This window comes from Nitrosomonas sp. ANs5 (assembly GCF_050584665.1).
Taxonomy (GTDB): domain Bacteria; phylum Pseudomonadota; class Gammaproteobacteria; order Burkholderiales; family Nitrosomonadaceae; genus Nitrosomonas.
Genome location: NZ_JBEUDO010000009.1, coordinates 1 through 24,136, shown reverse-complemented (window position 1 = coordinate 24,136; position 24,136 = coordinate 1). Strand labels below are relative to the sequence as shown.

At 55.9% G+C, this 24,136-nt stretch carries 27 protein-coding genes; 5 read left to right on the top strand and 22 right to left on the bottom strand.

Annotation, left to right across the window (positions count from 1 at the left end; translation table 11 throughout):
* Positions 1-3: 3 nt before the first annotated feature.
* The 13 genes from ABTW62_RS03760 to ABTW62_RS03700 form a co-directional block, all read right to left on the bottom strand.
* Positions 4-513 carry a tetratricopeptide repeat protein gene (locus tag ABTW62_RS03760; RefSeq protein ID WP_430903251.1) on the bottom strand — a complete coding sequence of 170 codons (510 nt, stop codon included), beginning with the start codon at positions 511-513 and terminating at the stop codon, positions 4-6.
* A gap of 9 nt (positions 514-522) precedes the next feature.
* Positions 523-1,467 carry a type II secretion system F family protein gene (locus ABTW62_RS03755; RefSeq protein WP_430903250.1) on the bottom strand — a complete coding sequence of 315 codons (945 nt, stop codon included), beginning with the start codon at positions 1,465-1,467 and terminating at the stop codon, positions 523-525.
* Between the two features lie 72 nt (positions 1,468-1,539).
* Positions 1,540-2,514, bottom strand: coding sequence for a type II secretion system F family protein (locus ABTW62_RS03750; protein WP_430903249.1), 975 nt, complete (start codon positions 2,512-2,514; stop codon positions 1,540-1,542).
* Positions 2,515-2,523: 9 nt separating this feature from the next.
* Complete coding sequence (locus ABTW62_RS03745; RefSeq protein ID WP_430903248.1) at positions 2,524-3,882, bottom strand: CpaF family protein; 1,359 nt, start codon at positions 3,880-3,882, stop codon at positions 2,524-2,526.
* A gap of 18 nt (positions 3,883-3,900) precedes the next feature.
* Positions 3,901-5,061, bottom strand: coding sequence for an AAA family ATPase (locus ABTW62_RS03740; RefSeq protein WP_430903247.1), 1,161 nt, complete (start codon positions 5,059-5,061; stop codon positions 3,901-3,903).
* Between the two features lie 57 nt (positions 5,062-5,118).
* Positions 5,119-5,568 carry a TadE/TadG family type IV pilus assembly protein gene (locus tag ABTW62_RS03735; protein WP_430903246.1) on the bottom strand — a complete coding sequence of 150 codons (450 nt, stop codon included), beginning with the start codon at positions 5,566-5,568 and terminating at the stop codon, positions 5,119-5,121.
* The gene (locus tag ABTW62_RS03730; protein WP_430903245.1) at positions 5,565-6,044 is read right to left on the bottom strand and encodes a TadE/TadG family type IV pilus assembly protein; all 480 of its coding nucleotides are present in this window, start codon (positions 6,042-6,044) and stop codon (positions 5,565-5,567) included. Before ABTW62_RS03730 ends, ABTW62_RS03735 begins: the two co-directional genes overlap by 4 nt.
* Before the next feature lie 5 nt (positions 6,045-6,049).
* Positions 6,050-7,339, bottom strand: coding sequence for a pilus assembly protein TadG-related protein (locus tag ABTW62_RS03725; protein WP_430903244.1), 1,290 nt, complete (start codon positions 7,337-7,339; stop codon positions 6,050-6,052).
* A gap of 24 nt (positions 7,340-7,363) precedes the next feature.
* A complete protein-coding gene (locus tag ABTW62_RS03720; RefSeq protein ID WP_430903243.1) occupies positions 7,364-7,669 on the bottom strand; it encodes a tRNA dimethylallyltransferase in 306 nt (101 codons plus the stop codon).
* Between the two features lie 14 nt (positions 7,670-7,683).
* Positions 7,684-9,285: a type II and III secretion system protein family protein gene (locus ABTW62_RS03715; protein ID WP_430903242.1), complete on the bottom strand. Its 1,602-nt coding sequence runs from the start codon at positions 9,283-9,285 to the stop codon at positions 7,684-7,686.
* Between the two features lie 16 nt (positions 9,286-9,301).
* Positions 9,302-10,102, bottom strand: a complete 801-nt coding sequence (gene cpaB / locus ABTW62_RS03710; protein WP_430903241.1) for a Flp pilus assembly protein CpaB — start codon at positions 10,100-10,102, stop codon at positions 9,302-9,304.
* A 413-nt stretch (positions 10,103-10,515) separates the two neighbouring features.
* Entirely contained in the window at positions 10,516-11,043 is a 528-nt protein-coding gene (locus ABTW62_RS03705) for an A24 family peptidase (protein ID WP_430903240.1), read from the bottom strand.
* A 77-nt stretch (positions 11,044-11,120) separates the two neighbouring features.
* Complete coding sequence (locus tag ABTW62_RS03700) at positions 11,121-11,300, bottom strand: Flp family type IVb pilin (RefSeq protein WP_430903239.1); 180 nt, start codon at positions 11,298-11,300, stop codon at positions 11,121-11,123.
* 306 nt (positions 11,301-11,606) lie between these two features.
* Between ABTW62_RS03700 and ABTW62_RS03695 the strand changes: the two genes are divergently transcribed.
* Positions 11,607-12,602 carry an IS30 family transposase gene (locus ABTW62_RS03695; protein WP_430903238.1) on the top strand — a complete coding sequence of 332 codons (996 nt, stop codon included), beginning with the start codon at positions 11,607-11,609 and terminating at the stop codon, positions 12,600-12,602.
* A gap of 167 nt (positions 12,603-12,769) precedes the next feature.
* On the opposite strand, the gene ABTW62_RS03690 is transcribed toward ABTW62_RS03695, so the two are convergent.
* The 7 genes from ABTW62_RS03690 to ABTW62_RS03660 form a co-directional block, all read right to left on the bottom strand.
* A complete protein-coding gene (locus tag ABTW62_RS03690) occupies positions 12,770-12,895 on the bottom strand; it encodes a hypothetical protein (RefSeq protein ID WP_430903237.1) in 126 nt (41 codons plus the stop codon).
* 40 nt (positions 12,896-12,935) lie between these two features.
* Positions 12,936-13,088, bottom strand: coding sequence for a hypothetical protein (locus tag ABTW62_RS03685; protein ID WP_430903236.1), 153 nt, complete (start codon positions 13,086-13,088; stop codon positions 12,936-12,938).
* Between the two features lie 428 nt (positions 13,089-13,516).
* Complete coding sequence (locus ABTW62_RS03680; RefSeq protein ID WP_430903235.1) at positions 13,517-13,690, bottom strand: hypothetical protein; 174 nt, start codon at positions 13,688-13,690, stop codon at positions 13,517-13,519.
* 209 nt (positions 13,691-13,899) lie between these two features.
* Complete coding sequence (locus ABTW62_RS03675; RefSeq protein WP_430903234.1) at positions 13,900-14,442, bottom strand: REP-associated tyrosine transposase; 543 nt, start codon at positions 14,440-14,442, stop codon at positions 13,900-13,902.
* Between the two features lie 210 nt (positions 14,443-14,652).
* A complete protein-coding gene (locus ABTW62_RS03670; RefSeq protein WP_430903233.1) occupies positions 14,653-15,414 on the bottom strand; it encodes a LuxR C-terminal-related transcriptional regulator in 762 nt (253 codons plus the stop codon).
* A gap of 45 nt (positions 15,415-15,459) precedes the next feature.
* On the bottom strand, positions 15,460-16,896 hold the full coding sequence (locus ABTW62_RS03665; protein ID WP_430903232.1) for a VCBS domain-containing protein: 1,437 nt from the start codon (positions 16,894-16,896) through the stop codon (positions 15,460-15,462).
* Between the two features lie 176 nt (positions 16,897-17,072).
* On the bottom strand, positions 17,073-17,714 hold the full coding sequence (locus tag ABTW62_RS03660; protein ID WP_430903231.1) for a hypothetical protein: 642 nt from the start codon (positions 17,712-17,714) through the stop codon (positions 17,073-17,075).
* Positions 17,715-17,955: 241 nt separating this feature from the next.
* Here ABTW62_RS03660 and ABTW62_RS03655 point away from each other — a divergent pair, with 241 nt between their 5' ends.
* From ABTW62_RS03655 to ABTW62_RS03645, 3 genes are all read left to right on the top strand, one after another.
* Positions 17,956-18,759: a glycerophosphodiester phosphodiesterase family protein gene (locus tag ABTW62_RS03655; protein ID WP_430903230.1), complete on the top strand. Its 804-nt coding sequence runs from the start codon at positions 17,956-17,958 to the stop codon at positions 18,757-18,759.
* Positions 18,760-18,765: 6 nt separating this feature from the next.
* Positions 18,766-19,941, top strand: coding sequence for a glycerol-3-phosphate dehydrogenase/oxidase (locus ABTW62_RS03650; protein ID WP_430903229.1), 1,176 nt, complete (start codon positions 18,766-18,768; stop codon positions 19,939-19,941).
* A 140-nt stretch (positions 19,942-20,081) separates the two neighbouring features.
* On the top strand, positions 20,082-20,966 hold the full coding sequence (locus ABTW62_RS03645; protein ID WP_430903228.1) for an ADP-polyphosphate phosphotransferase: 885 nt from the start codon (positions 20,082-20,084) through the stop codon (positions 20,964-20,966).
* A 12-nt stretch (positions 20,967-20,978) separates the two neighbouring features.
* Here ABTW62_RS03645 and ABTW62_RS03640 read toward each other — a convergent pair whose 3' ends face one another.
* Together ABTW62_RS03640 and ABTW62_RS03635 are read right to left on the bottom strand one after the other, a co-directional pair.
* Positions 20,979-21,467, bottom strand: a complete 489-nt coding sequence (locus ABTW62_RS03640; RefSeq protein WP_430903227.1) for a hypothetical protein — start codon at positions 21,465-21,467, stop codon at positions 20,979-20,981.
* 470 nt (positions 21,468-21,937) lie between these two features.
* Complete coding sequence (locus ABTW62_RS03635) at positions 21,938-22,684, bottom strand: DUF3750 domain-containing protein (protein WP_430903226.1); 747 nt, start codon at positions 22,682-22,684, stop codon at positions 21,938-21,940.
* Positions 22,685-23,056: 372 nt separating this feature from the next.
* Here ABTW62_RS03635 and ABTW62_RS03630 point away from each other — a divergent pair, with 372 nt between their 5' ends.
* Entirely contained in the window at positions 23,057-23,593 is a 537-nt protein-coding gene (locus tag ABTW62_RS03630; RefSeq protein ID WP_430903225.1) for an ATP-dependent zinc protease family protein, read from the top strand.
* Positions 23,594-24,136: the final 543 nt, after the last annotated feature.

The window sequence follows — 24,136 nt, the reverse complement described above, 5'->3', positions numbered from 1 at the left end:
CGGTCATTCTCCTGTCGCACGCAGCCGTTGACGCACAGTCATCAGATTGGCGCGCGCCTGTTCATTCTCGGGATCGAGTTGCAGCGCCTGCTGGAAGCCACGTTCGGCATCTGCCAGATTTCCCTGCAGCAAATACGCATATCCCAGATTGTTGTGCAAATGGGATGCCAGCGGCGCCAGCTCGATCGCCGTTGTCAGATGGCGCACCGCCAGTTGAGGGTTATCCATTTGCGCATGGACGACCCCCAGGCCATTGTGCGCCTCGACATAAGCCGGATCGATCGCCAGAATCTTTTCATAGGCGGCGATCGCAGCAGGAAAGTCTCCGGCCTGCTGGTGCTGGCGGCCGGCCTGATAAAGCTTGGCCAGATCCTGCAAGGTCGCCTGCTGTGTGCGGGATTCGGACAAGGTATTCTGTGCCAGACGATTTTTGGTCGATTGCGTCGCACACCCGCTGATGAGCAAGAGGGCGCAGCATAACCCAAGCAGTTTTCCAGTTTTGTATCGATGCATAATCATCCTTTATTGACCCGCCATTGCGGGCAGCAGGTTGCGGTAAATACTGATAAAGGCAGGCCCCAGCAGTACAATCATCAGGGTAGGAAAAATAAAGAAAATCAGTGGAAACAGCAATTTCAAGGCAATCTTGGCGGCAGCCTCTTCCGCCCGCAGGCGGCGTTTGGTGCGCAGTGTATCCGAATACACGCGCAACGAGGCAGCAGTACTGGTTCCGAAGCGGTCGGCCTGGATCAGCATGGCTGCCAGTGCCTCAATCTCCTCCACACCGGTTCTGGCAGCCAGATTGCGCAATGCCTTTTCACGGCTGGCACCGGCACGCAGCTCCAATCCCACCAACTGGATCTCTTCCGATAACACCGGACTGCTCACCTGCATTTCTTCACCCACCTTGGCCAGCGCCGCGTCCAGCCCCAAGCCGGCTTCCACGCAGACCGTCATCAAATCGATCGCATCCGGAAAATTTTCGAACAGCTCGCGCTGGCGTGTCTCGATCACACGGGACAGCCAGAGATTGGGTGCGTAATAGCCGATTGTGGCCAGTAGCGTGAGAATCAGTATGCTGGCCTGAGTGCTCAGCTCCAGTTGACCGATCCCGGCAGAAAACAGGAACAGGCCTGGCAAGAGCAGCGCCAGCAAAGTCTTGGCCGCGAAATAAATTGTCGGCGCAGAACTGGCGCGCAGTCCGGCATGCATGAAGCGTGCACGGAAAGGAGATGTTTCCCATTCATCGCTGGGCAATGACAGCTCTGCCAGCGGCTGCGAGAACTTGACAACCGTTTCCTTCCATTCCTGTTCGGCCAGTGCATCAGCTGGCGAGGCATCGCTGGCGGCAATTTGCCCCAGCCGGGTTTTAGTCGAGCGCGGCGCGAATGCGAGCATGACGGAATAGACAATACCGGCCACCGCCAGAAAAATCATCACCAGAAAGACTGTTTCCACAGATATCATGATCAAATCACCATTGAAGGTATCGGTCTATAAACATATGCCTGAAAAAATCCTGCATGCACTCGGATGCCGTCATACCCGGATCTTGATGATGCGCGACATGGCAAAGATACCGATGGCCATCATCCCCAGCCCCGCTCCGATGATTGTCGTGCCCATCGGATCCGTCCACAACACGTTCATAAAGCCGGGATTGACGAGATTCAGTATCAAAGCCATGGCGAAAGGCAAGCAGGAAAGTATCCAGGCCGACAGCCGCCCCTCGGCCGAGAGCACGCGCACTTTCCCCAGCAGCGTCAGGCGGTCGCGGATCAGCTGGCTGATTTTCTCGAGCAATTCCGCCAGATTGCCGCCGCTTTCACTTTGTATCAGGACAGCAATGACAAAATAGCGCAGATCGGTAATCGGCACGCGCACCGCCAGATTCATGAGCGCCTGCTGCATCGAGACGCCAAAATAGATTTCATCGAAGACCAACCGGAATTCTCCGGCAGCCGGTTCCGTGCCCTCGGTGGCGGCCATTTGCAGGGCACCGGGAAAGGCATGGCCCGCTTTCAATGCGCGCGCGATCAAATCGATCATTTCCGGCAGCTGCTGCTCAATCAGCGACAGCCGCTTGCTTCTCGCCCTGACCACAAACAAATACGGAATCATGCCGCCCAGCCCTGCGAACAACAACATCATGGGGAAGGACTGGCCCAGCAATGCCGCACAAGCCATGGCACCGACAGCGGCTATCAGGGTATAGACCAGAAACTGGCTCACCATCAACGACATCCCCGATTGCACCAGCAAACGGTCCAGACTGTGAATGCGCGGCAGCTGCAACAAAAAACGCTGCAATGGCGGTGAATGGCTGAGCAACCGCTGCTTGAGCAAGGAGGCATCCCCGCCCTGCCAGCCAGCGGAAATTGCCTGCAGCCGTTTCTTGATGCGCTTCGCTTCAGGCCCCTGGTTGGCACGCCAGACCAGGTAGCCCCCTTCCAGCAGCAGAACTACGGCCAGAAACGCGAGCGCAATAAAAAGATAGTAAAGATAATCGTCCATCCAACCTCCCTACTCGTAGCGGCGATTCGGATCGAATAGATCGTCGCTCAGAGGCGACCCGAAAATCCGCAGGCGCTCCGCAAACTTCGGCCGGATGCCGGTCGCCCGGAAATGCCCGAGCACCGCGCCATCGGGTCCTATGCCTGTCTGCTCGAACAGGTAGATTTCCTGCATGGTAATGATATCCCCTTCCATGCCCGTGATTTCCTGGATGCTCATGATCTTGCGCTTGCCGTCGGACAGGCGGGAAACCTGGATCACAACCGTGATCGCCGCGCTGATCTGCTGGCGGATCGCCTTGGGTGGCAGGTTGAGCCCGGCCATCCCGACCATGTTCTCGACCCGGCTCAGCGCATCACGCGGCGTATTGGCATGGATGGTCGCCAATGAACCCTCATGGCCGGTATTCATCGCCTGCAGCATGTCGATCGCCTCCGCGCCGCGCACCTCCCCGATGATGATACGGTCCGGCCGCATCCGCAAGCTGTTGCGCACCAGCGCGCGCTGCGTCACTTCGCCCTTGCCCTCGACATTGGGCGGGCGTGTTTCCAGCCGCACCACATGCGGTTGCTGCAGTTGCAATTCGGCCGCATCCTCGATCGTGACCACCCGTTCGGAATGTGGAATGAAACTGGAAAGAATATTCAGCAGGGTGGTTTTACCGCTGCCGGTTCCCCCAGAAATCAGGATACTGCACTTGGACTTGACCAGACCGCTGATGATATCGGCAATCGCTGGTGTCATGGATTTGTGGCGGATCAAATCCTCCACCTTGAGCGGCACCACCGCAAACCGCCGGATCGAGAGCAATGCGCCATCGATCGCGAGTGGTGCGATGATCGCGTTGACCCGCGAACCATCCGCCAGCCGCGCGTCGACCATCGGACTCGATTCGTCGATCCGCCGGCCGACACGGGAAACGATCCGGTCGATGATTTTGCGCAAATGCGCTTCGTTGGCAAAATGGACATCGGTCAATTCGAGCTTGCCCCGGCGCTCGACATACACCTGGCGATGGGTGTTGACCAGAATATCCGAAATGGACGGGTCGGCCAGCAACGGCTCGAGCGGCCCGAGCCCCAGCACTTCATTCTGAACATCCTGCACGATGCGCTGCCGTTCGAGATCGTTGATCGGCGCCCGCTCCTCGATCAGCAACCGTTCTACCAGGGCCTTGATTTCAGCCAGCAGGCGCTCCTGCGGCAGGCTTTCCATCACGGCCAGATCCATCCTATCCAGCAATCCCTGATGAATCCTGCTCTTCAGTTCATGATAGGCCTCATTGTTGCGCGTCTGGGTGGCCGCGGTCACGTTTGCAGCCGTGGCGCTGCTCTGTATGACCCCTTGCAAGCGATCGCGTATAGACATGATAGATATCTCCCAAGGTTAAAAGGCAAACAGCTTTCTCAAGGAACGCTTTTCCTGATTGACGCCGCTCAATTCGCGCGCGATGTCCTGAATCGACCGGGCCACCACGCTGCGTGGTGCCAGCCGCGTCACCGGGATACCCTGATTGACCGACTCGGCCACCACGTCGTAATCGTTTGGCACCGTCTTGAAGATGGGGAGTTTGAGGGTATCGGTAATGTCGCCCAGCGTGATATCGTTCTTCTTTTCATAACGATTGACGATCAGGCGGATCTTGTCGTTGACATAGCCCAGCGCATGAAAGGTATTGATCATGCGTTTGGCATCACGGATGGAAGGCAGGGTCTGCTGCACGACTGGAAAAATATAATCCGCCTGGTCCAGCGCCTGGATCGAAACCGCATCCAGCGAACGGCCGATATCCAGCACCACGAATTCATATTGCTTGACTGCCACCTGCAGAAGCGGCTTGACATGTTCCGGCTTAATTTCCGCCGCCATCTCGGGTTCCTCGGGGGCGGACAGCACTTCGAAATTGGGCAGCACCTGCACCATGCTGGCAGACAGGAAGGACCCATCCAGCCGCTCGATTTGCCGGGTCACGTCAGCGATCGTGGTCTTGGGCACGCTGTCCTGCACGAACAGCGACGCATCACCGAACTGCAGATTGAAATCGATCAGTGCCGACTTCTTCTGCTCACTGGCGGCCAGGGCATAGGCTATATTGCTGGCCAGAAAGGTCGATCCACTCCCCCCCTTGCAGGGAATGAAGGCCAGAATCTTGCCCTTGCGGATAGCTGTCTTGGCTTGCTGCCTGCGTTTCTGAAAGCGATCGACCGCGTCTACCAGCACATGTTGAGTCACTGGTGTCGGCACGATCTCGCGCACTCCGGCGCGCATGGCTTCGATCAGATATTCCTGCGACTGGGCGGGACACAGCATGATGATGCCCAGCTCGGGAAAACGCGAAGTCGCCCGGTCGATCACCTGCAATTCGCTCGAACTGAGGCCGGCGCCTTCCAGCAGCAATAAATCGGGATGTTCCTGCTCGATCACGGCAGGTACCTGCTGTATGCCCCCCATGGAGGAGACCAGCGTATGTGTGGCATGGCTTTGCGCAAGATATCTCTGTATGGCATCCAGACACTGTGAATCTTGTGCAATGGTGGCGATTTTCAATTATTCACTCCTTCAAACCTGTAAAACATATCGGGTAGAAACCTTGAGCATGGCGGTTCAGCTACAATCCGGATTGGCGCTGTTCATGCTCTCGCGTGGCAGCGTGGTGGCAAACGGCGGCATGGTAAGCGTCAACGGCACCAGCGGAATCAGGGTAGAGACAGTCACCCCGGTAATGCTGACCGTTACCGACCGGCAACTGTTTTGATTGCAGCCGTCGGGAGAATAGGTGATATCGATGTTGCCCGAATCCAGTACACCCAGCATCTCCTGCATCCGGCGCCGGATGGCGGGCGCATTCGGATCGCACACCACCGCCAGCCGTGCGCCCAGGCGGGTCGCCTCGGTCGCGGTATTCCAGTAGAACAGCACCCGGCTCATTTCGATCACGCCGAACAGCAAGGTGAACAACAGGACCGCCAGCAAGGCGAATTCGACAGCCGCCGCCCCGCGTTGCCGATGGCTGCAGCCGGTTCGGGCTTGGGATAAAATTCCGTAATGGTTCATGATTGCCTCATGCTGGCACGAATGTCGCCAAATCGAATCGATTGCTCGCCGCCGCCGAGAAAGGCACGCGGATCAAGAAAGAAATCGAACTGATAACCCTCGATACCCACTTCCACCAGACTGATGGTCGTGCCCTCGCTGGTTGTCACATCGATCGGGGTTTCGTTGATCTTGACCATGCCGGTGGTCAGTCCGGGCGCGAGCGCCGGGCCGTTGCAAGTCAGGTTGCCATGGACTGCCAGACACCTGGCCTCGTTTTGCGCCTGCGTGTAGCGCGCAGCATCGGACGGATTGTACTGCGAGAGATGGCGCACCGCCGTGCGCACCGATTTGGCGAGTGTGTTGTATTGATAGAGCGCGCGGCCGAATTCGGCCACGCCGAACACCAGCACCAGCATCGGCACCAGCAGCAGCGCCATCTCGACCGCGACCGCACCCTGCATGCGCTTGCGTAACCGGAATTTTGAACGATACATAGTGCTTACCTCACCAAAGCCGGCACCAATGGACCACTACTACCAGGCCCACCTACAACCCCGGCTGATGCACAGGGGCTATCTGGATCGTCTGCCAGGCCGAGATATTCGAGAAACATATCGCTGTTTCCTGAAGCGCCGGGGCATCCTTGAAACGCAGGATCAGTAGATTTGGCTGAGCTTACCAAAGGATGCAGCATCAAAACGCAAGCCCATGATTTAAAAGGAGCGCTATGACTGCCAGATGCCGCAAAAGAAGCACAATCGACTACTGGCACTGCAACCACTCTACGGTCTCCTCCTTTATTTCTATGCTGTGTAGATATTCGTCCAGGGGGCGCAACGCTAAGCCCAGTTTCATCGTTCCCTTGGTAAGGCTCATAATTTTTACGGCGATTTTGGAAAAAATCGCTGGCAGCATCACGACAACCATGCACCGCCCAGTTCTGGGCAGTATAGGCGTAACCACTATAATCCGGCTGGGCTATTTCCTGACCCTTATATATGCCAAAACGAGTATTCCATGCGTCAAAAGCGCCTTGGTTTCTGCCTGGCTCAGAATCAATATTTCCAGTCACTTGAACATTACATTGGCCAGGGCCTTCCAAAATGCGCTTCAACTCATTTACTCCGGATGGGTTAGGAGGATATCTCACCCATAAAAAATCCCCTGTCAATCCACTGCTTGAGTCCAGCAATGCTTCCAGCCAATCGCCTTTACTCTTATCAGTCAAGCTATCTTCACAGACAGCCATGGGCAATGCACAAGTCGTCTGCCCTGGCACAAGCGAGGCCACTGCTCTGGCTCCGACTGTTTGGTCACCGATATCGACTCCTGGCAACAAATTGAGTACCTGAATGAACCAGTTGGCAATTTCAGGACGCTTCACTTCGCAATGAGCAAAACGCATGGCCAGCGGCTCACTCTCTCCATCATGAGGCTGTTCATGCAGCTCTTTGCTAAATTCCACCTTCAATCCATGAAAATCTCTCGTTATCGCCTCCCCCTGGAACAGTACCTGATGGCGCTCCCCAGTTGCAAAACCAGCTGCCCTGGCCAACTTGAGCTGATTGGTATTGGCACCCGTCAGCTCGCGCGCGGCTGCCAGGGCGCAGGCGTCGGCGCTGTTCTGCAGCTCGGATTTGGCGACGAACAGCTTGCCGAGATCGAGCGCGAGGCCGACGATGCCGATCAGGCCCATCAGCGACAGCGCGACGATCACGGCCACGGCACCCTGTTGCCTGGCCGGCAGGGCCGGCCGCCGGTTCAAGGCTTTGTCAGGAATGACATGCATAGTTGAAGCTCCTGTCGGTCATGGTCAGTCGGTGCCCGTGCTGGCGCCGGTGGTGCCGACATCGATGACGCCGCGCATCGGCGGCCGCGGGTTGCGGAAAGCGTTGCGGTAGTTGTCGAAAATCGCGTCACCGGCCTGGCCATCGATGCCGGGCACCGGCTCGGTGTTGAGCGAGGCTTGCGGATTGATTGTTTGCTGGGCCTTGGCGGTGCCGATCGCGTCACCGAAATGCGCGTCCCAGCGGGGTGTGGTCGGTGCGCAGGCCGCCAGCAGGCCAGCGACGATCAGCAGCAGGGCATAGGCCGGCTTGCGGGTAAATTTTGTTTTCATGTTGGTTAATCCCCTTATTTCATTTGAAAGCCGCCCGCTTCAGCCGGATAGCCGGCCGCTCTCGGTCGGGCCTGGTCGGAAGCGCTTTCCATCCGCCCCTGGATCAGGAATTCTCCCCTGCCCGGTTCGATGAAGGCATCGGTCGGCAGGGCATAATCGGGCTGCAGCGGCTTGACCAGCCGTGGCGTGACGACGATCATCAATTCGGTCTTGTTCATCTGGTATTCGCTGCTGCGGAACAGGGTGCCGAGCACCGGCACTTCGCCCAGCATCGGAAAACGCTTCATCTGTTCCTTGAAGTCATCCTGCAGCAGGCCGCCGATCGCGAGCGACTGGCCATCCGCCAGTTGCACCGTGGTCGAAATCCGCCGGGTCTTGAAAGTCGGGATCGCAACAATCGCGCCGAAGCCGCTCGACGCCACTTCATTGAAACCCACCAGCTCGGAAACTTCCGGCGTCACCCGCAAGTGGATGCGGCCTTCTTCCAGCACAGTGGGTGTGAAACGCAACCCCACCCCAAATTGCTTGGATTCGAGCGTGACCTGGGCCATGCCCGGCACCGGAATCATGATTTCCCCGCCGACCAGAAAGCTGGCCTCCTGACCGCTGATGGCGACGATATTCGGCTCCGCCAGCACCTTGATCAGTTCATCGCGTTTTTCCGCATCCATCAGGAAAGCGGTGCCCTTGTCCATGACGGCATTGTTGACCCGGTCCAGTCCCAGATTGACATCCGCGCTCAAATTCTTGCCAAACAGCAGGTTGGCCGGTCCGCCACCGATCACCCCGGCCATGACCTGTGTCCAGGCGCTGCCGGTTTTGCGTGCCGCGCGCGCGAAATCGAAGCCCAGTTTCTCGGCAATGGTGCGGTTGACTTCCGCCACCTTGACTTCCAGCATCACTTGCTGGTTGTCGCGCACCCGCAGCAGGTTGACGATCCGGATGCTGCCGAGCCCCGCGCCCGCGCCGGGGGAATCCTCATCGGTCTGCAGGCCCTGACGCAGTGCTTGCAGACCTTGTTGCCCGCCCATATTCCCTTGCGTACCGTCTCCCTGGCCACCACCTTCCAGACTCATCATCATGCCCAGAATGGATGTTCGAATATAGGTATCGGCCAGCGCCACCGCGCGATCCACCTTGACGGTATTGGAGACCGTGCCCGACAGCACCAGCGAATCGCCAGCCGCGCTGACCTGGATATCCTGCTCCTCCGGCATGATCTCCTGCAGTTTGTTCTGCAGGGCGGCCGCGTCCATCAACACGGTCACATCGATCACGCGGGTCGGGCCATTGCGCGTCCAAAGAATCAGGTTGGTGGTGCCGATCATCTTGCCCAGAATATAGATTTCGCTCGGGTTGATCAGCGCCACATCGGCCACCTTGGGATTGCCGACTGAAATCCGGGTAATCGCCTGGGGGAGCCGCAGCAGGGTCGATTTCCCCGCTGTCACATTCATGCTGGAAACCCCTTCGGACAGCACCCGTTCCGCGCCCGGCTTGAGATGGCTGGATACAGCGGCCATGTTTTGTGCGGCCGCCACCGAACCCAGGCCGGCCCACAGCCATAGCGCGCACCCTCCCGCCACGACCCATCCTGTTATTTTTTCCAGTTTCATGCAAATCACCCTTTCGTTAGCGAGTATTGGATTTATGAAGGCCGCGGATGATTTCGACCGAAGGGGCAGGTACCGCTGCACGCCGGTACACAACCGGCTTCTTCACTTGTTCAGGCTCGGCGACCACTTCGTCGCCAAGCAAATCGCGCGTGCGCACCCCCTGGGTCGCGCCCAGGCTGCGGTCGATCTGGTTGCGCAGCACCAGTGACAGCGATCCCACGCTGCGCGCCAGATCAAGCCGTTCCGCCTGTTCCGGCGTCACTTCCAGGGTGACGGCATTGACCACGCGCGGCTTGGTCTCATCGCGGGCCAGATCCTGCGCGATAGCCAGCACCAGAATCTTTTCCAGCACAATCTTGGAGATCGGCCGCTTGCTGTCATCCCTGGTATTGACCAGAATATCCACCAGGCTGCCCGGCAGGGCGAAGCCCGCCACCCCGACCACATCGTTCACCCGCACCGTAATCGCCCGCTTGCCATCGGCAATCACCCCCGACAAGCCGCCAGCGGTACCTTCCGGCGCCAGTTTGGATTCGAGCAGCGGTTCCCCGCGCTGCAGATTGACCCTGGCAACCCGCCCGGCCAGCAGCGAGCTGTCGTGAAATGCCCCATCGGGCAGATTGCCGCTCGGCCAGTCGATCGTTCTCAGCAGATCCGCCGACAGCCGCGTGCCGATATGGATTTCCCGGTCGGCCACCACTACCCGGGAGGCATCGACATTCACCCGGCTGTTGATCCATTTGGCCGCCACCACCACCGCGGCCAGGCCCAGCAACAGCGAAACGGCCATCATTCCCAGCGCGCCGAAATTCCTCATTGATTCACCCCTCGATGGTTAACCCAGTCACACAATTCATTTTGCATTCTTATCATCACCCTGACATCGATCAGCCAAATCTATCGCAGACACCCTCACCGCAATTGTTAGAACAGATGCATAAAAGGACGTTATTCCCAAATTGCGCTTGCCGATCACCTATGCACGCTGCGCACATGGAATCGCCCCGCACACATGGTTACGGTCATCGGGAGAGAAAGTTGAGGAAAAAGCGGGAGGACAAAAGACAGGCGCAGCGGATTCCGGGACCGGTCTACCACGCCCTGGTAGGGTGCGCCCGCGCACCGTATCCATCGGTGCCAACACGCACTGCAAAAAAAACACCACCTGCCGTCCATTTCACGGCAAATGGCAGCAAGCTTGAAGCTTGGCTCGGGTCCGGCTATTGCTGCTCAGACTGTCAGCAGATAGACAATGGTGCCGCTGGCGATCGCCACGCCATACGGCAGCTTGTTGACGGTGGTCGCAGCGGTCGCGTCGATCGGCAGCCGCCAACCGGGCGACTTGGCCATTTTCAGCAGCATGGTCAACTTGAGATTATCCACCACTTGCATCATCCTGCCGCGCAGCAGCGACACGCCGATTGCCAATACACCACCTGCGATCAATACATACAACGTTATCCACAGCATCGCGCCAGGGCCAACAAATGCGCCGATCATGGCCATGAGCTTGATATCTCCAGCTCCCATAACATTCAGAATATACAACGGCATTAGTATTATCAAACCGACGCATAATCCCAAAAAGGCCGCCTGAAAACCTAAACCGCCAACAGTCATTGGTAATAGTGCATTCAGCGACAATCCAATAAGTACCCCGGTCAATACAAGTTTATTTGGTATACGATAACTACGTAGATCTTGCCATACTGCAAAAAACAGCAATATCAATAAAATAAATACAATAAGTAAGGACATAATTTTTTCTTAGAAACCCGGCCTTGGCCGGGTTTCTAAATAAAAATAACTAATACTTAAATTGAATTCGTTCTCAATTAAACGCCCTTAAGTTCTGTCGAGATTTTATTAAACACAGCAGTAAGGTCTGTGCCTACAGCTCTAACTGCTACAATTATCGCCACTGCTATCAAAGCTGCAATCAAAGCATATTCAATAGCCGTTACACCTTGTTCGTCATTCCAGAATTGTTTGGCGGATTGAATCAGTTTGTTCACGTTGTTTCTCCTTCAGGTTGGTTTGGAAAGTGACTGCTGTTTGTTTACGTCACGGTTGGCATTCTGCCTCATCACCAATGGCGCGCCTATCGTACTGTGGTACCTCGTACCTTGGTACGACCCAATGGCGAACCATGCTGGTGAAAATGTTAACGACATACTTTGACATTCTTTTAATTTTTTTCTTCGGCGAATTCGTATAATAAGTGCATAACCCGCTAATCGATACGGGATGCGACTTTCCTCATGAGGCAGAAGCAGGATGTGGTAAAAAACATCCCGAAAAATTACTAACGGGAGAGCTTCATGGCTTACACACACCTTACCTCTGAGGAGAGGCACTATATTGAAAAACGACACAAGATGCAGGATTCGACGACAACCATCGCATTAGCACTGGGGCGCAGCCAATCGAGTATCAGTCGTGAACTGGTGCGTAACTGTGGTCAGCGTGGCTACCGGCATAAACAAGCTCACGGCAAGGCTCGGCAACGTCATGTGGACAAGCCCAAAGCGGTCAAGCTGACTTCAGCACTAGTGGATAGCCTTGAGAGGTTGCTTGAACGGCAATGGAGTCCCGAGCAAATCAGTGGCCGTCTCAAGGCGGAAGGCAGGTCGACGGTTTGCCATGAAACCATTTACCAGCATGTGCTAAAGGACAAGCGGGCGGGTGGCAAGCTATATCTGAATCTGCGCCACCATTCGAAGAAATACCGCAAGCGTTACGGCAGCAATACAGGCAGCGTCAAAGGCATCCCCAACCGGGTGGACATTGACGAACGTCCTCCGGTCGCCAATCAACGTGAACGTTTGGGTGATTGGGAAGCGGACACCATGATCGGCAAAGGGCAGAAAGGTGCGATGGTTACACTGGACGAACGTAAATCCAAGCTACGTCTGGCGTTCCCCGTAGCGAACAAAACCGCAGAAGCGGTGACAGGCAGCATAATCGCCTTGCTGGGCGGCTTTAAAGATTGGGTACATACGCTCACCTTCGACAACGGAAAAGAGTTTGCCAAACATGAGCAAGTTGCCCAGGCCATTGAATGCAAAACATATTTCGCCAAGCCCTATCATTCGTGGGAGCGAGGACAAAACGAGAATGCCAATGGGCTGTTACGCCAATACTTCCCCAAGGCAATGGGGTTGTTGGACGTGACCACTCGGCAAGTATTTGAAGCTGTGCATAAACTAAACAACAGACCAAGGAAGTGCCTGGGGTTCAAAACACCTTACGAGGTGTTTCACGAACTATCCGGCATGGATGCTGAAAAGTTGGTGGGTTATGCACTTATTACTTGAATTCAAGTTCGGCATCACCTGCCCGGCCGCCTACATTCCACCGCCCCACACACCCGCAAACCGCATCAACCGCCGCCGGACAACGTGACAAGCGTGGCATAGCCCCCGGCAAACCGGTGCACGAGTGCACCCTACGGCGTTCACGGCTCACCGGCATCCGCCAATGCCTACCCCAAATCCACGCCCACCCAATCGGGCACAAATACACCCAATAATTGAATTGCCCGCGTAGGGTGCACCCGTGCACCGCCAACCCCCGTCAACCACACCGCCAAACGCAACCACCACGGCATAGCCCCCGGCAAACCGGTGCACGAGTGCACCCTACGACGTTCACAGCTCACCGGCATCTGCCAATGCCCACCCCAAAGCCACGCCCACCCAATCGGGTACAAATACACCCGACAATTGAATTGCCCGCGTAGGGTGCACCTGTGCACCGCCAAACCCTCTCAACCACACCGCAAAACGCAACCACCACGGCATAGCCACCGGCAAACCGGTGCACGAGTGCACCCTACGGCTTTCATGGCTCACCGGTATCTGTTAACGCCGACCCCAAAGCCACGCCCACCCAATCGGGTACAAATACACCCGATAATTGAATTGCCACGCGTAGGGTGCACCTGTGCACCGCCAACCCCTCCCAACCACACCGCAAAACGCAACCACCACGGCATAGCCACCGGCAAATCGGTGCACGAGTGCACCCTACGGCTTTCATGGCTCACCGGCATCTGCCAATGCCTGCCCCAAAGCCACACCCACCCAATCGGGTACAAATACACCCGATAATTGGATTGCACTGCATCGGGCGCACCTGTGCACCGCCAACCCCTCTCAACCACACCGCAAAACGCAACCAACACGGCATAGCCACCGGCAAACCGGTGCACGAGTGCACCCTACGGCTTTCACGGCTCACCGGCATCTGCCAACGCCTGCCCCAAAGCCACGCCCACCCAATCGGGTACAAATACACCCGATAATTGGATTGCCCGCGTAGGTGCACCCGTGCACCGCCAAACCCCGTCAACCACACCGCCAAACGCAACCACCACGGCATAGCCACCGGCAAACCGGTGCACGAGCGCACCCTACGGCGTTCACGGTTCGCCGGTGTCTGTCAATGCTTGCCCCAAAGCCACGCCCCCAATCGGGTACAAATACACCCAATAATTGAATTGCCCGTGTAGGGTGCACCCGTGCACCGCCAAACCCTCTCAACCACACCGCAAAACGCAACCAACACGGCATAGCCACCGGCAAACCGGTGCACAGGTGCACCCTACGGCGTTCATGGTTCACCTGTGTCTGTCAATGCTTGCTCCGATACCACGCCCGCCCAATCGGGCTCGTATATCCCCTGCCGGACAAGGCGATGAAATGTCGAATAGGGCCAATCGCCCACTTGCGCCACCAAACCATGCTTAACCGGGTTGTAATGCAAATAATCCATATGCCGCCGGTAATCTTGCTCGTCCCGGATCCGGTGTTCCCAGAAGCGCCGCTGCCAGAGCGAGGATTCCTTTCTTTGCTGCCCGCATCGGTGCAACCGGTTTGTTTCCAAACCGCATTGCCTGGAAACGCAACGCTTGATTTTGGACCAGCGCACGCTGAAATCGGCATCGCCGGGCGGCAAGGTCCAGATGCAATGCAGATGATCCGGCAGCAGCACCCAAGCCTCGATCGTGAACGGATGGGAAACCCGAACGGCCTTGATGGCTGCCCGCAACGCCTGCCTGACCACTTCACGGCAAAGCAGCTTTTGCCGGTGATGCGTCACCACCGTGAAGAAATACATGCCGCCTTTGGTATCGTCCCTTCGGTAGTTGGGCATGGATCGGTTTTATGGATTTGGGGACAGCGGATGGGTGAAAGTTGGCATGGTTATCTCCGGATCGGTGTACAGGGTGTCCATTACAATAATCGGCTCGTTGCCGGTTTTGCGTAGGGTGCACCTGTGCACCGCTCAGCCTCGCGGACCATGGCCGGGAAAGATAGCGTGTACGGCGTGGTTAACGGCGGTCGGTATTGCGCCGACCGCGCGCTATGAAGAATGGCTGTGGGTGTCGGTGTGGTCGAGGTTGGCGGTGTCCTTGATCAGCAGCGCGAGTTTGATGCGGTCGGTGATGGCGAGTTTGCGGAATATTTCGGTGAGGTGAGCCTTGACGGTACGTTCGGCGATATCGAGTTGCCGGGCGATGCCTTTGTTGCTTTCTCCACGGCCGACCAGCAGCGCGATTTCGTATTCGCGCCGGGTCAGGTTCTCGAGCAGGTTGTTGACTGCATGCTCGATATGCCGTTTCTCCTGGGTGGTGGTGGCCAGTTCCTCGAACATGTAGCCAACCAGTTTGCGCCGCATCCATAACTCCCCTTGCCAGACTGCTTGCACCATGCGCTCGATTGCGGCCGGTGGCAAGGGTTCGCGGCAGCAGCCGCGTATGCCGAGTCGGAACAATTGCCATTCCATTTCATCGGAGATGCCCAGGCTGGAAACGATGACCTTGGTTTTGGGGCTGCTCTGCAGCAGTGTTTCCATTTCCGTCAGGCTGTTTACGCCCAGCATGTCATGATCGAGCAGCAGTACCGGGGGTGTCCGTTTCTGCATTTCTCTGAGAAGTAGATTCAATTCGCGTATGCAAAGCACGGGCGACAGACTGGATACCCCTTCCCTCCATTGGTCCAGCAATTGCTGGCTGTTACTGGCGAGCAGAATCAAGATGGCCTCCGCAGATATCAGGTTGAAAGGATTGTCAGCAGGTTGAAACGGCAGGCTGCGCATTTGCTTGAGCGCATCGTTCCAGGGCATGCCGGCCGCTCCCGCTTTTGCAAGCGAAAGCGGCCTGTTGCCGGTTTACTGCGGGATCGGCTCGGCCTTGAGCAAGGTGAGCGTGCCGTTGGCAGGATGGAGCAGCAGCTCCACGGAGAAGAGTGCGCCGGTTTGGGCATCGGCCACTTGTGGCAGCCTGACGATCTGATTGGCCGGATTGTAGGTGGCCTGGTAAGGATCGGCCGCCGCGGGTACATTCAGCAACTGGGCCGATTGAATGGCAAAGGTTGCCGGAGCCTCGGCGCTTTGCGCCGTCACCACCTGCTCCAGCTCAACTGCGTACAATTGGTTGTTGGCGCGCAGCATCGGCACGCTGGCCCGGCGGCCGACCGCGTCGAATTGCGTGCTGAGGAGCGACAGGACCGCGAACGGATCGGCGCCGGTGCGGGTGACGCTGAAGCTGTACTGATCATCCGAGTACGGATAGGCCACGATATATTCTTCGGTGGTGCCGTTATCGGTGTCGAGTTTCGGCCCGTCTCGCTTCAATACCACATCACCATTGGCGCAATCTTTGTCTTCGCCATCGCGCAGCAGCGGGGACGAAATCAGCACCAGGTAATTTTTGGGCTGCGGGCCGACGCCGATATCAACGGTGCGGCGGTTACCGAAGCAGGGATCGATAATGCCGACCAGGCTGTCTCGCATGAAGCCCTTGTTGTAGAGCAGATAGGGATGGTTGGCGTGTGCGACCGCCAGGGTTTCAAAGGTATCGTTGCTGTACCATCTGAGCGGGTAGGTTTTGTCCTCATGCGGATGCTGGGCCAGCTGGTCGGCGTCGAACACATACAGCACCCAGCTGTTCTCATCCATACAGGAAGTGCCTTCCGGGCACAGGGCAATATTGATGATTTCGTTGCCGAGGCTGTTGAAAATGAACCAGTCCTGGTCGCTGGACGCGCTCAGCTGCCCGCGCATGATCTGCCCCGGCTGTTGCGAATTGCCGGCGTGGATGGGATTGGCATCGCTTGAACGATCGTTGAATTCGATCTCGACGTTGTCGAAGGATACCGATGGATTGCCGAGAATGAAAATGGTCAGTTTTACATCAGTTCTGGCACCACTGGCATGAGTCAGCTGGTAGTTGAAAACCTCCTGCGCCACTTCATTGGGCCCGAGCGCCTGTACGTGTTGCGCATCGTTGCGCAACACGTAACGGTACACACCGTTTGAAATATCCAGCAATCCATAAGTGCCGGCCGGGCTGTCAAGCAGCGTCAGCGACGAAGCGTCCACACCGCCAAAAGCATTGCCCGATACTTCCAGCTTTTCGTTCTTGATGACGGTGGCAACCAGTTCGAGTGTCCCAGCCACTTGTGCGACGCCAGAGTCTGACGAACCATCCGGCGAAGTGCTGCTGCCCGGAGGGCGTATCGACATGGTCGAGGCAAATGCCGCATTCAAGCCTGTCAGCATGCATACCAGCATCAGGACACGGCCGGCTTTCATCCATTCATTCATAATCTTTCCAATCGGTTTGTTTATCAAGGGAGCACCACAGATCACTTCAAACCGGGATTATGTTGAAATCCAGCCAACTGCTATCAAGCGAACAACAGTAAAAAAGCCGGGTTATTTCCGCTCGGCAGGTTTATGGAAGGGCGGCGGAGGCCGGTATATGACAATCAGCATCGGTTTTATGCTGTTTGATTTCTAGCGCGCCATTTCTTCCAGACCCACCCTGCCACCAGCAGGGCGATGGCGATGTACCAAATACCGTAACGCTTCATCCACTCGGCCGTATTTTTCTCTACAAATACCTGGATTTCAGCCAGCTCCACGATTTGCGGGTGCTCCTGGGAGGTATCGGCTGTTTGCAGGTGAAGCTTGAGCGAAAGTGCGTGACGGCCGGGGGTATCCGGCGTGATCGCCCATGACCAGCTGGTATCGCCATAGCTGGCATAAAGCTGCGCCTGCGGACCGGGTGGATGAATGTCGAATGTCTCGCCTGATAATTCCGCCTGCATTTCGGAGAATACCCTGCCGCTCACCCCTTGCAGGGAAATGCCGGCAGGCGATTTCTCAACGATACTATTGATGCGGCGCGCGAGCTTTTCGGTATCCAGTTGTAACCCAACCGTGAATGATTCGAATTGCTTGACCTGATCAGGCAAGCTGACCGCCGAGCTGTCCACGGGCAACTTGGTCATCACAAGCGGGGCGAACTGCTTTTCTCCAAACCAGGCATGGGCAAGAAAGTTCATGACAAATGGAATAAACAGGATGGCCGCCAGCAGCACCGGCAACAGCATGCTGAAACGAAGATAGATACGACGCATGGTTCCTCCAGACTTGAATGGTTGTTTCCGAAACGAATGAGCGTGCAATGCAAAGAGATAGGGCGAAAAAAATTTTATGCCTCAAGATATTTCCAGTAGGATACAGGAAGCATGGTGTGGTCCGTTGCTGGTTTTGCGGTGTGCAAGCGCACCCTTGGGCGCCGGCAGAGACCCCGCCGTAGCCGTTAATAACTTCCTGGTCGAAGCATTACTGAAAAAGGGTTCACAGGCATAGATCATCATGACTTACCAAGCGCCTTACCTCATCGCTCATCGGGGTTACCCCGCATTGTATCCGGAAAATTCCCTGGCAGGGCTCGAGGCCGCCATCGAGGCAGGCGCCTGTTTTGTCGAGATGGATGTGCAATTGAGCCGTGAACGGACGCCCTATTTGTGTCATGACGACCATCTCGGCCGACTGGCCGGTCTCGATATCTGTTTGACCCAACTTGACGATGATGCCATTGAGGGTTTGGCGGTCCCCTACCCTGCCGCCCCGCATTCAAGATCAAAGACCGCCGACCGAACCGCGCCGATCGCTCGCTTGTCGGCATTCTGCCAGCTTCTGCCGGAGTGGCCGCATGTCACCGCCTTCATCGAAATCAAGGCTGAAAGTATCGCCCGCTTTGGCCTGGAAACGACGGTTGCCGCCATTTCCGATGTGGTTTATCCGCTTCGTGCACAATGTGTCATGATTTCATTCGACCGGCATGCAGTCGGTCTGATCCGGGAGCGGGGCATGGCACGCATCGGCTGGGTCATCGAGCGCTGGCACAACCAGCAGTTGGCGTTCGCCACCGAGCTGGCGCCGGATTATCTGTTCTGCGGCACCGACATTCTGCCCCAGCAACTGAACACGCTCTGGCCCGGCCCCTGGCAGTGGGTGATCTACAGCGTCAACGATTATGCAACGGTGCTGCAATACGCCCAGGCCGGCTTCATGCTGATCGAAACCGACACCATCGGCACTCTGCTTGAATACCCGCTCTTGCGGAGAGCCTGCGAGACCTTCCGCACGGGCGACCTCAACCTGTATAAGGGTTGAAACGAGATGTCCGGCACCCGGCATTATGACCTGGTAATCGTTGGCGGCGGCATTCAGGGGGTTGCCGTGGCCCAGGCAGCGGCCGCTGCGGGATACGATGTGCTGGTATTGGAGCAGACTGCCCTGGCAGCGGGCACCTCCAGCCGTTCAAGCAAATTGATTCATGGGGGATTGCGCTATCTTGAAAGCGGACAGCTCGGTTTGGTGCGTGAAAGCCTGCGGGAGCGCGCCGAGCTGTTGCGCCTGGCGCCTGCACTGGTCACGCTGCAGCCTTTTCATATCCCGGTTTATCACAACACCTCACGCAGCCCGCTGACTCTGCGCATCGGTTTGAGCCTCTACGCCCTGCTGGCCGGGCTTGGTGAAGGTGCGCGCTTTCGCTCCATTCCCCGGCGTGAATGGGAAAAACTGGATGGCCTCTCCACTCGTGGATTGAAGCAGGTATTGCAATACTGGGATGCGCAAACCGATGACCAGGCCCTGACCGAGGCAATCATGCATTCCGCCCGGCAACTGGGTGCTGAGCTGCTGTGTCCGACGATGTTCACCCAGGCCACGGTGGTCGGCAATCTGTGCGAGATCGAATTCAGGCATGCCGAACAAATGCTCGCCTGTACGGCCAGCGTTCTGATCAACGCCGCTGGCCCGTGGATCGATCAGGTCGCGCAACGCATCACCCCCTGCCTGCCGCGTTACCCGGTCGAGCTGGTGCAGGGCAGCCATCTGGTGCTGGCGGGACAACTCGCACAGGGCTGCTACTACCTGGAGGCGCCCCAGGACCGCCGTGCCGTGTTCGCCCTGCCATGGCAGGGACATACCCTGCTGGGAACCACCGAAACAATGTTCAACGATGATCCGGCAACGGCCCATCCCCTGGAGGACGAGGAAAAGTATTTGCTCGCCTGTTTCCAGCATTATTTTCCCGATCGGCCCATTCGGGTGCAGGAACGCTTTGCCGGATTACGGGTATTGCCGAAGTCGTCGACCCGGGCCTTCAACCGTTCACGCGAAATTCATTTGCAGTGTGACCCTCCACAACAACCCCGGGTAGTCGGCATCTATGGCGGAAAGTTGACGGTCTGCCGGGCAACTGCCCGCAAGGTACTGCGCCTTGTCCGGCCTTCCCTGCCGGATAGACAACCGAGGGGGGATGTTTCCCAATTGCAGCTGGAACGCCCCTGATGACCGCGCTGCCAAGGGTGCGCCTGCGCACCATCAAACCATGCCGGACGGAACCGGAAAATGTGCCTTGTGCGGTATAGTCACCGGTGGATCGGTGCGCTTGCGCACCAATACTGATTGGGCTTAACACAATATGAGGCATGATGAAACTCGATATTAAAACTGGAAATTTTCAGGTCAAAACCGGCAGCAAGGTTGATTTATCCCTATGGCCTACTGAAATCGATCCCTTTTATACTTCCAAATCCCATTACCTGGAATTGCTGGAGGAATCCCGCCAGGAAATCGGTGCGTTGCAGGAAGTGCTTTACGCGCATAACCACTATGCGGTATTGCTCATTTTTCAGGGCATGGATTCTGCCGGCAAGGGCGGCGCGATCAAGCATGTCATGTCGGGCATCAATCCGCAGGGCTGTCAGGTTTTCAGCTTCCAGCAACCAAATTCGGAGGAACTGGATCACGATTTTTTATGGCGTACCAACAAACGCCTGCCGGAGCGCGGGCGGATCGGCATTTTCGACCGCTCCTATTATGAGGAGGTCGCTGTGGTGCGGGTGCAGCCGGAGCTGCTGACGCGGCAACGCATTCCCGAAGAGTTCATCGATCCCGACCGGCTCTGGCAGGAGCGCTTCACCGATATCCGCAATCTGGAAGATTACCTGCACCGCAACGGCACGCGCATCATCAAGTTTTTCCTGCATCTGTCCAAGGAAGAGCAGCGCAAACGCTTTCTGGCACGGATCGAAGATTCTGAAAAAAACTGGAAAATTGGCTGCGCCGACGTCGAAGCACGCAAGCTGTGGGATGCCTATGAGGTTGCCTATGGGGAATGCCTGGCTGCCACCACCAGTTCCGATGCGCCCTGGTATATCGTGCCGGCGGATGACAAGCGCAATACCCGTCTGATTGTTTCCTCGGTTTTACTGGAAACGATGAAAAGTCTGAAAATGGACTACCCTGCACCCACGGATGCACACCGAGAAAATCTGGCGCGCATCCTGGAATATTTGAAAAACGACAAATGAGAATAGACGAAGCTATTTTCTTTCAGCAGCTTCTTCCGATACCGCTGTAGGAGTCGCTTCTGCTTTTTCAGCCGTTTCGGGTTTTTCCACAGCCGCTGCCTGGGCAGCTGGTGGCGCTACGGTTTTGGCGGCTACCGCGGCTTCAGCCTGAGCTGTTTTGGATTTGGCAGACTCTGGCTTGGCAGGTGCTTCCTTTTTGGCTCGGCGGGCAATTTCAGTCTTGACCTCTGCGAGGAAACCGGTATTGATTTTACGCTGTTGTTCGGTTTTATACCACGTGACGCTGGTTACCAGTCCCAGCGCAATCAAAATGAAACTCATGGCGGTGATGCCATCGAAAAAGAGGAACACGACACCTGTCGAAATGGCGAACGCGCCGATCAGGGCAAGAAACAACTCAAACCGCCCAGCCCAGGAGGATTTGGAGTGTTTGAAGCACCATGCATCGAGTTCTGTTTGAGTGGTGGTCAGTTTTTCATCTGACCATTTTTTAACATTCATTCGCGACCCTCCTATATTGAATTGATATATCCGACTTCGCATCATAACAATTTGTTCTTTTTAGCCACAACATCTTACTCAACCTGGAAACAGGCGGGCAAGTTATTGCCACCACTTATTTATCACAAGCGCTGTCATGCGCGGGTTATTGCAAGGGTACACTTGTGCACCGGCAGGCTGCGTTGGCTGTTTCCGAGAAATTGGCATTTGCGGGATGATCGCCGGCGGTTCAGTGCACAGGTGCACTCTACAATAATTGGCTCGTTACCGGTTTTTGCGTAGGGTGCGCTTGCGCACCGGCAAACTACGCTGGCCGTTTCCGGGAAATATAGCGTTTGCGGGATGATCACCTCCGGATCGGTGCACAGGGTGCACCCTTGTACTGCAAATGGTTCACAGACATCGATACAAATGATGCATGGGATAGAAGCATTTTGAGCGCAAGAAAATCACAGCGCATAGCTGAGGCGTCAGCTGCCTTGCCCTGCCGTCAGCTCAATCCGCCCGATCAAAGGCAGTCTGATAGCCATTGGATCCGGATCAATACCAAATGCCAGGCCAAGCAAATTGATTTCAAAACCCTCGACCTCACTCACGGTGACGCCCAGCAAGCCGAACAGCGACCATTGCCAACCCGTGCCACTGGGAGCGGTGCCTGTCAGCTCGCTGCCCAGATAATCCTTGCCAATCGCTGTAGGAGGCAGATCCAGCTCAAGCTCCGGCATTGCTCGCGATACCCAGGCAGTAAAAGTGTTTGAATTGGGGCCCGGCCAGACGGTGTATTGATCCTGATAGGGATAATTGCGCGCGACTTCATCGATGCGCTCGATCAATGCATCGACATGCTCGCCACGCTGTTCCGTGAGCAATACCGGTGCGCTGCCAAACCAGCGCCGGTCGGGTGCGCTTTGATGGATGGCCAGCACCGATCCTCCTCGGCGCAAATACCAGCCGATTACCTCATAAACGGTATAAGTCCTGGCCAATGAGGGTTTGACTGCGATCCAGGTATGCACGCCGAAATAGCCCCGCCAGCCAAAGGCGCGGGCGCCATAGACTTGCACTACCGCCTCGGGTGTTTCGGCTGGGTCGGGCGCCAGCCCTACCCGTGCGCGGCTGGCCGTGCGCCAGTTGGTATCTGCGGAATAGCCGCCTGCTACGAACAGAAAAACGATGATGGCAATGATATAAACGCCTGGATGCAATCGAGTAAACATATGTCAGGAAATTCGTTTCTCTATAGGACAGGATAAAAGCATAAAAGACCCATTCAAATATTTATTGCATAAAGATATAGATGGAAATGCATGGCACAGGTTCATCGCTTCAGAAAAACCCAAATGCATAAATTGGGATAGTCTTTTGCTCCAGTTCACCAAAACTGCAAGCTTGGCGGATAGTATATAATGAACTCATGATATGAACAGCCCTCTACCTAATAGTTGGTCGGTGCAAGCAAGGCATGCACCCTCCCCATGCTATCCTCGCGTAGTTTTACGCCGAGCCGTACAGTTTTCCATCATTGATAAATCCTGAGTATGAGAAATCGATAACGAAGTTATATATTCGTTTTATAGGAGGAATAGACTATGCATCATTACCTGCTCGCCCTCTCACTAATGGGACTCGTCACATCAGTATCGGCAGAGCCAGGCAATCCGTCCGGTGAAATCAGTCCAGACAATTTCAGCATCTATGGTCATGTCGAGAAAGTTGCATTAATCCCTGACAATAGCAAATTACCAGCTGATATCGAAATTCCCGCCCTGCTCGATACAGGTGCTGCAAAAAGCTCCCTGCATGCCAGGGATATAGAAGTCATTGAAACGAATGACCAAAAATTAGTCAGATTTGTGTTCGATGATCACAATGGCGGCCAGCATCCGATGACGTTACCTTTGGTAAAAAAGGTGTCAATTAAACAGGCCAGCGGCAAACAAGTTCGATATGTCGTAAGAATGGGCTTATGCGTGGGCGATCACTACGAAAAGCATCTTTTCACTTTGTCCGACCGAAGCAGAATGACCTACCCTGTCCTGGTTGGAAGAAATTTCCTGAAGCATACGGCACTGGTCAGTTCCAAGCATAAAATGACGAGCGAGCCAAATTGTATGGTCGATGGATAGGAGGCTGTCCGAGAATAGCGATCGTAGCGAGGGCGAGGCTGATTGAGTTGGATTTTTCGATCATTTGAGGCGAATAGTCGTTCTATTTAACGAAAAGGATCATAAAATCCGGCCAATCAGGCTCGTCCGCAGTAGATCACTAGTACTCCGTTCCGCCAAAACGCTTACATAAAATCGCGCCTTCGCCTGTCATGCGTTGTTGCAAATCCTCGTCATAGCTACGGCTATGACTGCGGTTTGCGCCTAGCTTGGCAGGCGAATCCATCGATTTCATTTGTAAGCTAATTGACGGAACGGAGTACTAGAGTTGGCCTTAAACCGAATAGACCTTTAGGGCACCTCTAAAAATCCATATTTCGTCACAATACGTCGTTGTTCACAAAAAATGTCTCCTCACATATCCATCATATGCCGCGTCAACATTTTTTGTTCTCGCCTCGTCTTGTTTAAAACGCTGAATTTTTAGAGGTACCCTTTAGGCAATTTTCAGCAGAATGCAGGCAGCTCAGGGCAAAATCCCTTTCCAATTTTCAGGTTGCGTCT

Coding starts and splice junctions, on each gene's coding strand:
- ABTW62_RS03760 (WP_430903251.1), bottom strand. CDS start 513: ATGCATCGATACAAAACTGGAAAACTGCTTGGGTTATGCTGCGCCCTC.
- ABTW62_RS03755 (WP_430903250.1), bottom strand. CDS start 1,467: ATGATATCTGTGGAAACAGTCTTTCTGGTGATGATTTTTCTGGCGGTG.
- ABTW62_RS03750 (WP_430903249.1), bottom strand. CDS start 2,514: ATGGACGATTATCTTTACTATCTTTTTATTGCGCTCGCGTTTCTGGCC.
- ABTW62_RS03745 (WP_430903248.1), bottom strand. CDS start 3,882: ATGTCTATACGCGATCGCTTGCAAGGGGTCATACAGAGCAGCGCCACG.
- ABTW62_RS03735 (WP_430903246.1), bottom strand. CDS start 5,568: ATGAACCATTACGGAATTTTATCCCAAGCCCGAACCGGCTGCAGCCAT.
- ABTW62_RS03730 (WP_430903245.1), bottom strand. CDS start 6,044: ATGTATCGTTCAAAATTCCGGTTACGCAAGCGCATGCAGGGTGCGGTC.
- ABTW62_RS03725 (WP_430903244.1), bottom strand. CDS start 7,339: ATGCATGTCATTCCTGACAAAGCCTTGAACCGGCGGCCGGCCCTGCCG.
- ABTW62_RS03720 (WP_430903243.1), bottom strand. CDS start 7,669: ATGAAAACAAAATTTACCCGCAAGCCGGCCTATGCCCTGCTGCTGATC.
- ABTW62_RS03715 (WP_430903242.1), bottom strand. CDS start 9,285: ATGAAACTGGAAAAAATAACAGGATGGGTCGTGGCGGGAGGGTGCGCG.
- cpaB (WP_430903241.1), bottom strand. CDS start 10,102: ATGAGGAATTTCGGCGCGCTGGGAATGATGGCCGTTTCGCTGTTGCTG.
- ABTW62_RS03705 (WP_430903240.1), bottom strand. CDS start 11,043: ATGTCCTTACTTATTGTATTTATTTTATTGATATTGCTGTTTTTTGCA.
- ABTW62_RS03695 (WP_430903238.1), top strand. CDS start 11,607: ATGGCTTACACACACCTTACCTCTGAGGAGAGGCACTATATTGAAAAA.
- ABTW62_RS03690 (WP_430903237.1), bottom strand. CDS start 12,895: ATGCCGTGGTGGTTGCGTTTGGCGGTGTGGTTGACGGGGGTTGGCGGT.
- ABTW62_RS03685 (WP_430903236.1), bottom strand. CDS start 13,088: ATGCCGTGGTGGTTGCGTTTTGCGGTGTGGTTGAGAGGGTTTGGCGGT.
- ABTW62_RS03675 (WP_430903234.1), bottom strand. CDS start 14,442: ATGCCCAACTACCGAAGGGACGATACCAAAGGCGGCATGTATTTCTTC.
- ABTW62_RS03670 (WP_430903233.1), bottom strand. CDS start 15,414: ATGCCCTGGAACGATGCGCTCAAGCAAATGCGCAGCCTGCCGTTTCAA.
- ABTW62_RS03665 (WP_430903232.1), bottom strand. CDS start 16,896: ATGAATGAATGGATGAAAGCCGGCCGTGTCCTGATGCTGGTATGCATG.
- ABTW62_RS03660 (WP_430903231.1), bottom strand. CDS start 17,714: ATGCGTCGTATCTATCTTCGTTTCAGCATGCTGTTGCCGGTGCTGCTG.
- ABTW62_RS03655 (WP_430903230.1), top strand. CDS start 17,956: ATGACTTACCAAGCGCCTTACCTCATCGCTCATCGGGGTTACCCCGCA.
- ABTW62_RS03650 (WP_430903229.1), top strand. CDS start 18,766: ATGTCCGGCACCCGGCATTATGACCTGGTAATCGTTGGCGGCGGCATT.
- ABTW62_RS03645 (WP_430903228.1), top strand. CDS start 20,082: ATGATGAAACTCGATATTAAAACTGGAAATTTTCAGGTCAAAACCGGC.
- ABTW62_RS03640 (WP_430903227.1), bottom strand. CDS start 21,467: ATGAATGTTAAAAAATGGTCAGATGAAAAACTGACCACCACTCAAACA.
- ABTW62_RS03635 (WP_430903226.1), bottom strand. CDS start 22,684: ATGTTTACTCGATTGCATCCAGGCGTTTATATCATTGCCATCATCGTT.
- ABTW62_RS03630 (WP_430903225.1), top strand. CDS start 23,057: ATGCATCATTACCTGCTCGCCCTCTCACTAATGGGACTCGTCACATCA.